The 14019-nt window shown below is 35.2% G+C and carries 11 protein-coding genes; 5 read left to right on the forward strand and 6 right to left on the reverse strand.

Annotated elements, in window-relative coordinates; translation table 11 throughout:
• Positions 1-42: 42 nt before the first annotated feature.
• Positions 43-1899, forward strand: a complete 1857-nt coding sequence (locus PUH65_RS00695) for a CocE/NonD family hydrolase (RefSeq protein WP_305517932.1) — start codon at positions 43-45, stop codon at positions 1897-1899.
• 132 nt (positions 1900-2031) lie between these two features.
• Here the strand turns inward: PUH65_RS00695 and PUH65_RS00700 are convergent, their stop codons facing one another.
• From PUH65_RS00700 to smpB, 3 genes are all read right to left on the reverse strand, one after another.
• Complete coding sequence (locus tag PUH65_RS00700; RefSeq protein ID WP_305517933.1) at positions 2032-2772, reverse strand: YebC/PmpR family DNA-binding transcriptional regulator; 741 nt, start codon at positions 2770-2772, stop codon at positions 2032-2034.
• Positions 2773-2868: 96 nt separating this feature from the next.
• Positions 2869-4353 carry an OmpA family protein gene (locus tag PUH65_RS00705; protein ID WP_305517934.1) on the reverse strand — a complete coding sequence of 495 codons (1485 nt, stop codon included), beginning with the start codon at positions 4351-4353 and terminating at the stop codon, positions 2869-2871.
• 77 nt (positions 4354-4430) lie between these two features.
• Positions 4431-4889 (reverse strand): SsrA-binding protein SmpB, encoded by a 459-nt coding sequence (gene smpB / locus PUH65_RS00710; RefSeq protein ID WP_305517935.1) that lies wholly within the window; start codon positions 4887-4889, stop codon positions 4431-4433.
• A gap of 181 nt (positions 4890-5070) precedes the next feature.
• On the opposite strand from smpB, the gene PUH65_RS00715 reads away from it, so the two are divergent.
• Positions 5071-6693 carry an ABC-F family ATP-binding cassette domain-containing protein gene (locus tag PUH65_RS00715; RefSeq protein ID WP_305517936.1) on the forward strand — a complete coding sequence of 541 codons (1623 nt, stop codon included), beginning with the start codon at positions 5071-5073 and terminating at the stop codon, positions 6691-6693.
• A 139-nt stretch (positions 6694-6832) separates the two neighbouring features.
• On the opposite strand, the gene PUH65_RS00720 is transcribed toward PUH65_RS00715, so the two are convergent.
• Together PUH65_RS00720 and PUH65_RS00725 are read right to left on the reverse strand one after the other, a co-directional pair.
• Positions 6833-7645, reverse strand: a complete 813-nt coding sequence (locus PUH65_RS00720; protein WP_305517937.1) for a ferritin-like domain-containing protein — start codon at positions 7643-7645, stop codon at positions 6833-6835.
• Positions 7646-7681: 36 nt separating this feature from the next.
• The gene (locus PUH65_RS00725; protein WP_305517938.1) at positions 7682-8353 is read right to left on the reverse strand and encodes a ferritin-like domain-containing protein; all 672 of its coding nucleotides are present in this window, start codon (positions 8351-8353) and stop codon (positions 7682-7684) included.
• Between the two features lie 344 nt (positions 8354-8697).
• Between PUH65_RS00725 and recJ the strand changes: the two genes are divergently transcribed.
• Positions 8698-10407 (forward strand): single-stranded-DNA-specific exonuclease RecJ, encoded by a 1710-nt coding sequence (gene recJ / locus PUH65_RS00730; RefSeq protein ID WP_305517939.1) that lies wholly within the window; start codon positions 8698-8700, stop codon positions 10405-10407.
• Positions 10408-10414: 7 nt separating this feature from the next.
• Here the strand turns inward: recJ and PUH65_RS00735 are convergent, their stop codons facing one another.
• On the reverse strand, positions 10415-11566 hold the full coding sequence (locus tag PUH65_RS00735) for a hypothetical protein (RefSeq protein WP_305517940.1): 1152 nt from the start codon (positions 11564-11566) through the stop codon (positions 10415-10417).
• An 81-nt stretch (positions 11567-11647) separates the two neighbouring features.
• On the opposite strand from PUH65_RS00735, the gene PUH65_RS00740 reads away from it, so the two are divergent.
• Positions 11648-12172, forward strand: a complete 525-nt coding sequence (locus tag PUH65_RS00740) for an NAD(P)H-dependent oxidoreductase (RefSeq protein ID WP_305517941.1) — start codon at positions 11648-11650, stop codon at positions 12170-12172.
• Positions 12172-14019, forward strand: coding sequence for a monovalent cation:proton antiporter-2 (CPA2) family protein (locus tag PUH65_RS00745; protein WP_305517942.1), 1848 nt, complete (start codon positions 12172-12174; stop codon positions 14017-14019). The genes PUH65_RS00740 and PUH65_RS00745 overlap by 1 nt, the downstream gene beginning before the upstream one ends.

Consider the following 14019-nt stretch of genomic DNA (forward strand, 5'->3'; position numbering starts at 1 on the left):
AATTTCTATAAATTATTTCATAAATTCGTTCAAAATAATTCTATGAAAAAATACTTTCACATTTTCTTTATGTTCTGCTTTATTTTTGGACTGGCGCAAAATAGACCAGACAATACTTTTGTTAAAGAACATTACACCAAAAAAGAAGTTTATATCCCCATGAGAGATGGAGTAAAATTATTCACTTCTATCTATACTCCGAAAGATATTTCCAAATCGAATAAATATCCATTTTTAATGCAAAGGACCTGTTATAGTGTGGCTCCTTATGGTGAAAATGAATATAAAGCATCTTTAGGTCCAAATCAGTATTTGATGAAAGACCAATATATCTTTGTTTATCAGGATGTTCGTGGCAGGTATATGAGCGAAGGAACCTTTACCAATATGACGCCGCAAGTTGCACATAAGACAAAAAAAGATGTTGATGAAAGTACAGATACTTACGACACTATTGACTGGCTATTGAAAAACACACCGAACAATAACGGGAAAGTTGGTCAGTACGGAACATCTTATCCTGGATTTTATACGGCTGCGGGAGCACTTTCAGAGCATCCTGCTTTGGTCGCATCGTCTCCACAAGCGCCGATTTCTGATTTTTGGAATGATGATTTTCTACATAATGGAAAATTCATGCTCGGTTATTTCCGCACCTTTCCTGTGTTTGGAATTCAGAAAACAAAGCCAGAAGATAAAGCGTGGTACATGGATACTTTTGTAAAACAAACCTCTGAAGATGGATTAAAGTTTTACAGAGACATGGGAACTTTGAAAGATGGTTACGACAAGTATTATAAAGATAATTTCTTTATGACTGAAATTATGAATCATCCAAACTATGATGAATATTGGCAAAAAAGAAGTTTGCTTCCTCATTTAAAAAACATTAACCATGCGGTAATGACCGTTGGTGGTTGGTTTGATGCTGAAGATTTATCAGGTCCATTAAATATTTATAAAACAATTGAGAAGACCAGTCCGAAAGCAAAGAATACGATTGTGATGGGACCATTTTCTCACGGTGCCTGGTCAAGAGAACCGGGAAAACAATTCCATAATGAAATCTATTTCGGAGATAGTATTTCAACCTACTACCAAACCAAACTAGAAACACCATTTTTCAAACATTATTTAAAAGGAAATTCTAAAGTTGATGCAGGTTTACCCGAAGCTACCATGTTTGACACCGGAAAAATGAAATGGAAAGAATTCACCACTTATCCCCCAAAGAACACTCAAAAAGTGAATTTCTATCTTGCTGATGGAACATTAAAAAACACGACTTCTTCAACTTTTTCGGAATATTATAGTGATCCAAACAATCCAGTTTTGAGTTCCGATAATTTAAAAGAGTTTAATGGTTTCACCCCTAGAAATTACATGAGTGAGGATCAAAGATTTGCTGAGGGAAGACCAGATGTACTAACTTTCACTACCGATATCTTAACGGAAGATCTTACTTTAACTGGGGAAATTTTAGCAAAATTAAAAGTGACTTCAACTTCAAATGATGCAGATTTTGCGGTAAAATTAATTGATGTCTATCCGCAAGATTTTGTTCCAAAAGAAAAAAAGGATGGTGTTGTTTATGGAAATTACCATCAAATGGTTCGAAGCGAAATTATGCCAGCAAGATTTAGAAACTCCCGAGAGAAAGGAGAAGCGCTGGTTCCTAATCAAAAGACTGGAGTAGAAGTGAAATTACAAGATGTACTCCACACATTCAAAAAAGGGCATAAAATTCAGATTCAGATTTCCAGTACTTGGTTTCCACTATTTGCTGTGAATCCACAGAAGTTCTTAGAAAATCCAAACTTTGCAACGAAAGAAGACTATACGAAAGCATTTATCAAAATATTTGGCGACAGCTTTTTGGAAGTGAATGTTCTAAAATAAAACTAAAAAGTTCAAAAATATAAAAAACCAAAACTACATTGATTAGTTTTGGTTTTTTTGTGAAATAAATTTTAGACTGAAATATTTTAGTTTTCAATAAAAATACCCAAAGCAATTCTTTGGGTAAACTTATTATAATGAGTTCATTAACTCATCTGTAATTTCCATATTGTGAAAGACATTTTGAACATCGTCATCATCTTCAAAACGTTCCAGCATTTTCATATTAATTTTAAAATGCTCTTCTGAAACCTCTTTGGTACTGTTTGGAATTCTCTGAATCTCCGCACTTTTGGGTTCTATTCCTAACTCTTCAAGTTTATGAGAAAATGCTCCAAAATCTTCAAATGCGGTGGTGATAAAAACTTCTTCATCATCGTGATCAATTTCTTCTGCACCTCCGTCTATCATTTCCATTTCGAAATCATCCCAATCCATATTAATTAAAGAACGATCCAATGAAAAAATTCCTTTTCTGTCAAAGATAAAAGCGAGTTCACCATTCTTTCCCAGATTGCCATCAAACTTATTAAAAATCGCACGAACGTTGGCTACAGTTCGGGTTGGATTATTTGTTGTACAATCAACGAAGAATGCTACTCCGCCTTGCCCGTAACCTTCATAGGTAATCTCTTCATAATGTTCCGCATCTGCACCACTTGCTTTCTTAATTGCACGTTCCACATTATCTTTAGGCATGTTGGCTCCTTTCGCATTTTGTATGCATCGTCTTAATGCTGGATTTGTATCGGGATCTGGTCCACCGGCTTTTACGGCGAGAGAAATATCCTTACCAATTTTAGAAAATGTTTTGGCCATCTTATCCCAACGAGCCATTTTAGAAGCTTTTCTATATTCGAATGCGCGTCCCATATTATTTCATTTTTAATGAGTACAAAAATACAAATTTGTTTACAAAAAAACACCCCCGAAATCGAGGGTGTTCTTATATTTAGAAAAATAATTAAATTATTTTTTCTTTTTAGCTGGAGCTTTTTTCTTAGCTGGAGCTTTTTTGGCAGGTACAACAACATCTGATTTGTTGTATTTGTTCCATTCAGAATCTTCGCCGATATATTTCACAACTACTTTTCTGTCTGCTTGTCTTTCAGCATCTGAAGCGTTTTCTGCAACTTTTGCATTTTGCTCACCAATACCGATTGATTTAAGCACCGTTGGATCTACACCTCTAGCATCTAAAGCATTAACTACAGCAGCAGCTCTCTTTTTAGATAACTCTAAGTTATAAGCGTCAGATCCTTTTTTGTCAGTTTCACCAACTAATAGGAATCTTCCTCCGTCATTTTTAATGATTGAAGCAGCAGTATCTAATGCTCCTGAAGATTTAGCATTGATTGTTGCTTTATTAAAGTCGAAATAAACAGCTTTAAGATTTTCTTCAACTTCAGCACCTGTTACTTCTTTTGGTTTAGGACAACCGTTGTATTCTTTAAGTCCGAAAACTGTAGGACAAGCGTCATCTTTATCTAAAATTCCGTCTCCGTCAGTATCTGGCCAAGGACAACCTTGGTTTTCAGCTGGACCTGCAACATCTGGACAGTTATCATCTTTATCAACTACACCGTCTCCGTCAGTATCTGGCCAAGGACAACCGTTGTTTTCAACTGGACCTGCAACATCTGGACATTGGTCATCGATATCAGGAATTCCGTCTCCATCAGTATCTGGACAACCTTGGAATTCTGCTAATCCTGGAGTATCAGGACATCTATCATCTTTATCTAAGATTCCGTCTTTATCTCTATCTGTGTTACCAAATCTAAATAAGATCGAAGCAGAAGCTTGGAAGAAGTTAGCAACATCTGATTTATCTGTAGGAGTAGAAACATAATCTCCTTGAACACCTAAACCGAAGTTTTTAGTGATCCAGAAATTTGAACCTAAACCAGTTGATACTGTGAAGTGATCTTTTCTTCTTTGAGTTGAAGCCATCCCATCAGAGAAACCAACATAAGTTTGTCCATTAACATCAGTTAAAGGGAAAGTTACGCCTGAGTAGTCATGTCTCAAATAGTTAGCACCTACTCTTACGAATGGATCGAACCAAGAATCTTCATTCCAAAGTCCGTTGAACTTAAATTGAAGACCTAAACCAGTCATTAGGAAAAACTCTTTCCCCATTCCGATTCTTTTGTTGTCAACATTCCCTACGGAAGTTTGCCAATCAAGAACCAAATACTTGCTTAAGTTTCTTGCAACTGTTAATTTTGATAATGGTGGAGTGATAGTAAAATTGTTCATATGATACAATTCTCCTCTATCACCACCGCCGAATGCCGTAGAGAACACGTCTCCAGCATTTCCTCCTGCTGCGACATGATTTACTCCGTGAGCACCAACTCCGATTAACCACGGATTACTGGTAGTCTGAGCGAAAGCAGTAGAGGCAAATGTAAGTGCCATTGCTGCAATTCCTAATTTTAGATTTTTCATAGAATTAAATGATTAAATAATTGATAATGCAAAATAAATATAAATTTTCCTTATAAACAAAGATTTTTAGTCTTTTTTTAACTTTTCTTTAATATTCTGTCGAGATTTCGTTTATTTTCTCTTTCTTTAATGCTTTCGCGTTTATCAAAGAGTTTTTTACCGCGACCGAGTGCAATAAGAATCTTGGCTTTTCCCTTATCATTTATATATAACTTTAAAGGAATTATCGTGTTACCAGCATCTTTTAGTTTCTTTTCAAACTTTTGCAATTCTCTTTTGTGCAGCAGCAACTTCCGTTCCCTTTTTGTTTTATGATTATAAAAAGTTCCTAATTTATACTCATCTATCATCATATTAATGATATACAATTCACCATCAATAAATTGGCAAAACGATTCGGTAATACTTGCTTTTGAAGAACGTAAAGATTTAATTTCAGTTCCTGTAAGTACCATTCCCGCCTCTGTTTCTTCAGAAAGTTCATATTCAAAGCGAGCTCTTTTATTGTAGATCGCAATTGATTTTTCAATCTTCATATTGATGATTTTTTTTTAATTTATTTAATGTGTTAAATATTATACAATTTTAACACAAGACTATAAAAATTTGGCATCCTAAAATAAATAACCAAATTAATTACCTTAAAACCTAGACTTTCAGAACTATGCCCGAAACCCGATTTCTTTTCGTAATTTTGCACCAAATTTACAAAACTATATGTTAACAGTATCTAATTTATCTTTACAATTCGGAAAAAGAGTACTTTTTGACGAGGTAAATATTATGTTTACGAAAGGGAATTGCTACGGAATTATCGGTGCCAATGGTGCTGGAAAATCTACTTTCCTAAAAATTCTAACCAAACAACAAGATCCCACCACAGGTTCTGTTTCTCTAGAGCCAGGCAAAAGAATGTCTGTATTAGAGCAAGATCACTTTGCGTACGATAATTTTACAGTGCTCGACACTGTTTTAAGAGGAAACAAAACATTGTTCAAAATCAAAGAAGAGATGGATGCGCTTTACGCAAAAGAAGATTTCTCTGATGCTGATGGTATTAAAGCCGGTGAACTTGGTGTTATTTATGATGAAATGGGAGGCTGGAATTCAGAATCTGATGCAATGACAATGCTTTCTAACGTTGGAATTAAGGACGAGATGCATTATCAAATGATGAGCGAGTTAGAAAACCAGAATAAAGTAAAAGTTCTTCTTGCACAAGCACTATTTGGAAATCCAGACGTTTTAATCCTCGATGAGCCTACCAATGATTTAGATATCGAAACCATTGCGTGGTTAGAAGATTTCTTATCAACTTATGAAAACACAGTAATTGTTGTTTCTCACGACCGTCACTTCTTAGACACCGTTTGTACGCACATTGGAGATTTAGATTATTCTAAACTTAATCTATATACCGGAAACTACTCTTTCTGGTATCAAGCATCCCAATTGGCTACAAGACAACGTCAACAGTCCAACAAAAAAGCAGAAGAAAAGAAAAAAGAATTACAAGACTTTATCGCTCGATTCTCTTCTAACGTAGCAAAAGCAAAACAAGCAACTGCACGTAAGAAAATGATCGACAAGTTAAACATTGAAGATATTAAACCTTCTTCAAGACGTTATCCTGCAATTATTTTTGATACCGAGCGTGAAGCTGGTGATCAAATTCTGGAAGTTAAAGGTTTAGAAAAAACCAAAGACGGTGAATTACTTTTCTCAAATATCGATTTGAATTTAAAGAAAGGTGATAAAGTAGCCGTAATTTCTAAAAACTCTTTAGCAATTACAGAATTCTTCCAGATTTTAAGTGGAAATACAGAAGCAGACAAAGGAACATTTAATTGGGGAATTACGACAAACCAATCTTACATGCCTTTAGATAATGCAAGTTTTTTTCAAGAAGACATCAACCTAGTTGATTGGTTAAGACAATTTACCAAGAACGACGAAGAACGTCACGAAGAATATATGCGAGGATTTTTAGGAAAAATGCTTTTCTCTGGAGATGAAGCTCTAAAATCCTGTACCGTACTTTCAGGAGGTGAAAAAATGCGTTGTATGTTTAGTAGAATGATGTTGCAACGTGCCAACATTCTTTTGATGGATGAACCAACCAATCACTTAGACTTAGAAAGCATTACCACTTTAAATAACTCGTTGGTGAGTTTCAAAGGAAATATCTTGCTATCTTCTCATGACCACGAAATGTTGCAAACAGTTTGTAACCGTATAATTGAATTAACTCCGAAAGGAATTATCGATAGGGAAATGACTTACGACGAGTACCTAGAAGACAAGAAAGTAAAGGAATTACAGCAGCAAATGTATTCTTAATGAATCCATATTTCTAAAGTAAAAAATAAAGAACCGTTCAAGCAATTGAGCGGTTTTTTTTAATCCAAAAAGACCTTGTTCAAACAAAGCCTTTTTTAACTAAAAAATAAAACGATAATGAGAAAATTAATTTCTTTGATTAAGCGATAAATAAACCTGCAATCATAGCAGCATCGTCGCCGGAAAGAATTTCATCAAAAGATGCCGAACCAGCCGCTGCCCCAAACAATGTTGAAGTATTGAACCCTGCCTGCGTCATATTTTCTTCGCCAGCATATACCGCATCAGTTACACTTGGCATATTTCCACCATCTTTTAATTCAATCCAACCTTTATTAGCTCGCATTCTTCTCACTTGCGAGGCATGTCTTGCTTCCACAGAATGAATTTGCAAAGCCGCTTGCAGAACCCCTTTATTTGAGGCCACATTTCCTGCCTGACCTTTATACGCTCTCACACCTGTATCTTCAAATGCTTGAGCAAGAATCATAAATTGTTGATAATCATTAAAAGGCTGAAAATTTCCACCTGCAGTAAAATCAAAGTTGGGCTTAGTTCCGGGTGTAGTTCCCAAAGAAGTTAAGGCCGCTTTTAAAAATACAACATGCGCTGTTTCATGTTTACTGATCTGTTGAAAAACAACTTTATCAGCAGCAGGAATTAAACCCGAAGCAGCCAAACCTGTTCTGTAATATTCATCTTCTAAATATTCTAAAGTTAATGCCAACTGCAATGCATCGGTTAACGCTGAAGCAGGTGCAAAACTTGCTTTCACACTTATATTTTCAGCCTTAGCCGAAGTAGCCATAAAAGATCCAAGTCCTAATGGAATACTTGCAAATGCTGCCTTTTTACCGAATTTTGCAAGGTTAGAAATACCTTCGGATCGGGATGTCATTTTACTAAAAAATTGATCATCTGCTAATCTGTCTAATATATTAAGTAAGTTCATAATGTATGTTTTAAAAAAATTAAAGAATTAAATTATTTAGCCGATTCCCTGTTCTTTCCAGGTAAATGGTGTTTTAATGAAGCCACCAGCAATCTGAATAATATCTTTAGGTTCTTTTGCTACATCCAATCCATTAGCATCAACAACATCATCGCCAGAAAATGCTCCAGATCCAGGGCTGATAATATTTCTAATAGCCGATGCATGTCTAGTTTCTACAGAAACAATTTTTCCGGCAATAACCAGATAATCTAAATTACTGATATACTTTCCCGCACCGTTATAAGCAGCAACACCCGTATCTTCTAGCGCTTTTGCAGTTGCTAAAATAGAATTCCGGTTATTAAAATCAATTCCATCATATTTAAACTCCAGTTTTGGTAAAACATTAGATGTTGCACCCCCTAGTGCTGCTTTGAAGAAATCACGGTGAATCACCTCATGATGATAAATATCGGTAAACACTTGTTTTTCTTCCATTGAAATACCACTATAGAAATTATTGACCACCTTGGTATAAAAATCTGCTTCTAACTGTTCTAATGCATAAGCATAATTAAGAATTCCCACGTCGCCCTTCCCCAAATCGAATATATTATCCTCCAGCGGGAATTGGTAGTCTTCTTCTCTACAGCCTGCAACGGTAAGTCCGGCAACCAGAAGTCCTACTCCACCCAATTTTAAGAAATTACGTCTGCTTGTATCCAAAGTTGCTCATTTGTTTGATACGTTAATTGTTTTTTCCATAATAAAAATTTTAAGAATTAATGCTTATACTTTACCTACGAATAATTTAAATTTACAGATTGTACAAAAGACAAAAAACATCAATCAAAAACATAAACGGCTGATTATCAATTGTAAAAATTTTACACATTAATAGTACTAATTGTTATCTTATTCCTTTTTAATAAAAAAAACACACTAAAACCATTTAATAAATAAGAAATTAGAAACACCATTACCTATTATTTGAATTTATAATATTGATAAACCAAACTGCTAATATTCCAAAAAAATACCTCACATATTTTTACTATTTTTGTAAGATTATGAGTCAAAAATGGATTTACAAACCCGAACCCGATGAAGATATTGTGGACGGAATCAGTTCGTCTCTTGGTTTTGGTACTTTTGAATCTAAAATTCTAGTTCTTCGTGGAATTGATGATTATCAAAAAGCACGAGAATTTTTCAAACCAAACCTCAACGATATTCACAATCCTTTTTTAATGAAGGATATGCAACTGGCGGTAGATCGCATTGCAACTGCCATTGAGAACGGAGAAAAAATTATGGTCTATGGCGATTATGATGTTGATGGAACTACTGCAGTCGCTTTAATGTATTTATATCTAAGTAAAATTGTCGAGAAAAAATACCTCGATTATTATATTCCCGATAGAAATATTGAAGGTTATGGTATATCTAAAACAGGAATTGATTTCGCCAAAGAAAACGGCTTCTCAGTAATTATCGCATTAGATTGTGGAATTAAAGCGCTGGATAAAATAGATTACGCCAAAGAATTGGGTGTTGATTTCATTATTTGTGATCACCATTTACCAGGCGAAGAAATTCCAGATGCGGTTGCAGTTTTGGATCCTAAAAGAAAAGACTGCCGATATCCTTTCAAAGAACTTTCAGGTTGTGGGGTGGGTTTTAAATTATGTCAAGGCTTAAATACTTTATATAAAATACCAGAAGCCGAACTTTTTGAATTAACAGATTTACTAGCAATCTCGATTGCTGCAGACATTGTTTCCATGTCAGGAGAAAATCGAGTTCTTGCAAAACAAGGATTAAAAGTTCTAAGAAAATCAAGGAATCTGGGATTGCGAATGTTAATTCCAGAAGATAAACTGGCAACTTTCGAAATCTCAAATATCGTTTTTGAAATCGCACCAAAAATTAATGCTGCTGGCAGAATTTCCCACGGAAAAGCAGCAGTTGAATTAATGGTTTCCGATAATTTGAAACATGCCACACAAATCGTAAACGACATCGTAAACCTAAACGATTCTCGCCGGGAAATGGACATGAGCAGTACCACGGAAGCACTAAAACAAGTTGAAACCACAGGACAACTTAAAAATTTCAGCACCGTAGTTTATGGTCCCGAATGGAACAAAGGCGTCATCGGTATTGTCGCCTCCCGTTTGACCGAAAGTTACTACAAACCCACCGTGGTATTTACCAATGGGAATGATGGCGAGCTGGTTGCTTCTGCTAGATCGGTTGCCGATTTTGATGTGCATCGTGCCTTGGAACTCTGTTCCGATTTATTCTTAAAATTTGGGGGACATCCCGCTGCGGCTGGTCTATCGATGGCGAAAGATAAATTTGAGCAGTTTCAGGAAAAATTTGAAAAAGTAGTTTCGGAACTTATTCAGGAACACCAAATCGAGCCGAGTATCACTATTGATTCAGATGTACATATTGATGATCTCGACAAAGATTTTTTTAATTTTCACCGAAAATTAGCCCCATTTGGTCCACACAATATGAAACCCGTTTTAGTGCTCAAAAATCAGAAAGTTTCTGGCTTTGTAAAAACGATGGGAAAAGAAAACAGTCATCTGAAATTTTATATCAAACAGGAATCTACCGGAAGAAATATCGAATGTATTGGCTTTAAATTAGGAAAATACGCAGATGATTTTAGAAAGAAAAATTTTGATATTGCCTTTACCGCAGAAGAAAATCATTGGAAAGGAAATGTAACTTATTTCTTAAATATTAGAGACGTTAAGTTTATTTAATTTTTAATTAAAGGATTTTATGCCTTTTAAACTCTTTTGTTTCATCAAAAAGATAACGATATGTCGCCAGTTTTCTGGTGACTTTTGTTTCTAAATTATCTGCAATTTTAATCATTTTGGGATTAAAATCTCCGATCCACTGCATTTCGTAATCTTCAAAATCGGTGGCTTTCCGAAAATGTCTGGTTCCTTCCCAAATCATAAAACCATCGATTCCTTTTCTTTGCCATTCTGGAATAATTCCAAAAACCAAACCAACCATTTTTTTATTCTTACTGAATTTTTTAATCAACAGAAAAAGAATTTTCTGTACAATTCCGAACTTGCCATTGAGGAATTTAATCCATTGATTTAAGTCTGGAATATTCATCCACATTGCAATCGGTTTTTCATTTTCGTAGACGAACCAAGAAATATGTTCATTGATAACAGGCTTTAGAGTATTGAACATTTTCATGGTCTGTGTTTCCGTCAATTGTTTTCCCTGACCATGACTTGCCCACGCTTGATTGTAAACTGCGGTAAAATCGCGGGCAAATTTTTCGAGTGATTTTAACTGAAGTGGTTGTGCTGTAATATTTTTATTTTGAGAAATTCGCTTATGCATTTCCAAAAAATTGTTTGCAACCGGATCATGAATCTTTCGGCCGAAACATAATTGATTAAAATAAATTTGAAAACCATAATTTTCGAACAAATTTTTATAATAAGGCGGATTATAATTCATAGCGTAAAGTGGTTCTGAAAAACCCTCAATCAAAAGTCCCCAAAATTTATCGCGTTCCCCAAAATTAATCGGACCGTCCATGGCTTCCATTCCTTTTGCCTGCAGCCAATCTTTTGCAAAATCGAAAATAAAATTCGCCGTTTGCTGATCATTGATACAGTCAAAAAAACCAATTCCTCCTGTCGGTTGATCCTGTTTGTATTTTCTATTGAAGAAAACCGCAATTTTCCCCACGGTTTCATTTTGCTCATTTTTAAAAAGGAAACGTTCACATTCCCCAGATTTATAAAATTTATTTTTTTTCGGGTCAAAGACGTTTTCGATATCTTGGTCAAGGGGACAAATATAATTGCTGTCTTTTGCAAAAAGAATTTTTGGAAAGTTCAGAAATTCTAAAATCGACGCTTTAGAAATCACAGTAATTATCTTCATTTTTCAAAAATAATAAAGTTTTTCTGCAATAAATAACGATTTTTTTGATTTTTTTACTAATTTTATAAAAATCCAAAATCTGTGAAAAAAACGCTTGCAATCTTTGCCCATCCTTATTTTGAATATTCTACAACCAACATCGAATTGATTAAAGCCTACGAAAGTTCAGAACAGTTGACTTTTAAAGACTTATACGAAGAGTATCCAGATTTTCATATTGCAACTTTTAAAGAAAGAAAAAGAATTAGAGAATATGAAAGGTTGGTTTTTCACTTTCCCCTGATTTGGTTTGGCTTGCCACCGCTTTTACGTCTGTGGATTGATGAAGTTTTTGACATGAGTTGGAAAGCAGAAGATGAAAACAGTCATCCTTTGATGAACAAAGATGCGGTGATTATTGTAACCATTGGGGCGGCGGAAGAAAATTATCAGAAAAACGGATTGTATAAAACCACCATTGAAGAACTGATGAGACCATTAACTTTATGCTTAGAAGTGACTGGAGTTCAGGTTAAAGAAATCATTGCAATCTATCATGCGGATGATTTAGAAGAAATTCCATTAAAAAAAATTACCCAGAAAATTATAAAAACTTTAGAAAATTAATGAACGAAACTTCAACAGCACAAACTGCCTTAATATTTTTAGGTGCCGCCATTATCATGGTTCCACTCGTCAGAAAACTGGGGTTAAGTTCTGTGATTGGATTTATTCTGGGCGGAATTATCATTGGTCCTTTTGGATTAAAATTGACCGGAAATGATACTCACGATATTATGCAGGCCACTGAGTTTGGCGTAATCATGTTGCTTTTCTTGGTTGGTTTAGAAATAGAACCACGCAAATTCTGGAAAATTCGAAAGAAAATAATCGGCATGGGTTTAGGACAAATGGCGATTACCGTTTCTCTATTATTTCTTATCTTTTATCTGGCAGATTGGCGAACGGATCAAGCGTTGGTTGCCGCTTTATGCTTCGGCTTATCATCTACGGCAATTGTTTTACAAACCTTAAAAGAAAAAAATATTTTTCGTACGGAGGTTGGTGAGGCATCATTTTCTATTCTGCTTTTTCAGGATATTGCAGTGATTCCTATTCTTGCACTTTTACCCATTATTGCGAAAAAATCAGATAAAGATGAAAATCAATTATTGCTGCAATACCTCCCAGATTGGTTGCAGCCATTTTCTATTATATTAGGTGTTCTTGCTTTGATTATTTTGGGACGTTACATTTTCGTTCCTTTTCTCCGTTACGTTTCTCGTTCTGGCATGAACGAATTACTCACCGCTTCTTCTTTATTTTTGGTAATCGGCGTTTCTGAATTGATGCATGCAGTTGGATTAAGCCCGGCATTGGGAGCATTTATCGCCGGAGTAATGTTAGCAACAAGTGAATTCCGACATGAATTAGAAAGTCAAATTGATCCCTTCAAAGGACTTCTCTTAGCGGTATTTTTTGTGAGCGTAGGTTCTACGATTAATTTCACGGTCATTATGGGTGACCCCATGTTTATTTTCACCACGACCGTTGTGGTTTTAATTGTCAAGTTTCTGGTATTGGTTGGAGTTCTGAAATTCTTTAAATTAAAATTATATCAGAATTTCCTCGTCGCATTTGGACTTTCACAAATTGGGGAATTTGCTTTTGTCTTGATTAACTATTCTACAAAACTCTATTTGTTTGATCCTAAACTCAATGCTCAACTCATGGCAATTACAGCGATAACCATGTGTGTTACGCCTATACTTTTATTGCTGAATGAAAAATTTATTGAACCCCGAATTCATAAAATTAAAAATGAAGAACCAGAACTAGAACTGGAAGGTAACATCAAACAGCAAAGAATTATTATTGTTGGTTTTGGACATTTCGGAAGTACCGTTGGAAGATTATTAAGAGTGAATGGAATTGGCGCCACTGTTCTAGACAACGATCCAGAGCGAATTAATTTACTTCGTTCCAAAGGATTCAAAGTATATTATGGAGATGCTTCTAAACCGGGAATCCTTCGTTCGGCGGGTGCAGAAAATGCAGACCTGCTGATTCTATGCTTAGACAGTCCAGAGAAAAATAAGTTTATTATGGAATATGCGCGGGAACATTTTCCACAATTAAAAATATTTGTACGAGCCAAAAACCGTCTTGATGCTTATGATTTCATTAACAATGGCGTCGAAAACATTTACCGCGAAACGTTGGGAACCGCAGTGAATATGGCCGTTGACATTTTACGAGCAACAGGAATGAGAGCGTACGCTGCAAGAAGATTAGGACAAAGATTTATGGTCATCGATAAAGCAATGACTCGAAAATTAGCAAAAGAGCAGTTAAATGACAAAGTAACTTTTACGATGACTCAATATCTGGATCGCGAGGCAGAACTTCTCGCAGAAGACAGCCACTCATTTGATGAATCGCAGTGGAATGAATATGAGGAATATCAGAATTAA

Source organism: Kaistella sp. SH40-3 (genome assembly GCF_030686865.1).
Classification (GTDB): domain Bacteria; phylum Bacteroidota; class Bacteroidia; order Flavobacteriales; family Weeksellaceae; genus Kaistella.

Coding starts and splice junctions, on each gene's coding strand:
- PUH65_RS00695 (WP_305517932.1), top strand. CDS start 43: ATGAAAAAATACTTTCACATTTTCTTTATGTTCTGCTTTATTTTTGGA.
- PUH65_RS00700 (WP_305517933.1), bottom strand. CDS start 2,772: ATGGGACGCGCATTCGAATATAGAAAAGCTTCTAAAATGGCTCGTTGG.
- PUH65_RS00705 (WP_305517934.1), bottom strand. CDS start 4,353: ATGAAAAATCTAAAATTAGGAATTGCAGCAATGGCACTTACATTTGCC.
- smpB (WP_305517935.1), bottom strand. CDS start 4,889: ATGAAGATTGAAAAATCAATTGCGATCTACAATAAAAGAGCTCGCTTT.
- PUH65_RS00715 (WP_305517936.1), top strand. CDS start 5,071: ATGTTAACAGTATCTAATTTATCTTTACAATTCGGAAAAAGAGTACTT.
- PUH65_RS00720 (WP_305517937.1), bottom strand. CDS start 7,645: ATGAACTTACTTAATATATTAGACAGATTAGCAGATGATCAATTTTTT.
- recJ (WP_305517939.1), top strand. CDS start 8,698: ATGAGTCAAAAATGGATTTACAAACCCGAACCCGATGAAGATATTGTG.
- PUH65_RS00735 (WP_305517940.1), bottom strand. CDS start 11,566: ATGAAGATAATTACTGTGATTTCTAAAGCGTCGATTTTAGAATTTCTG.
- PUH65_RS00745 (WP_305517942.1), top strand. CDS start 12,172: ATGAACGAAACTTCAACAGCACAAACTGCCTTAATATTTTTAGGTGCC.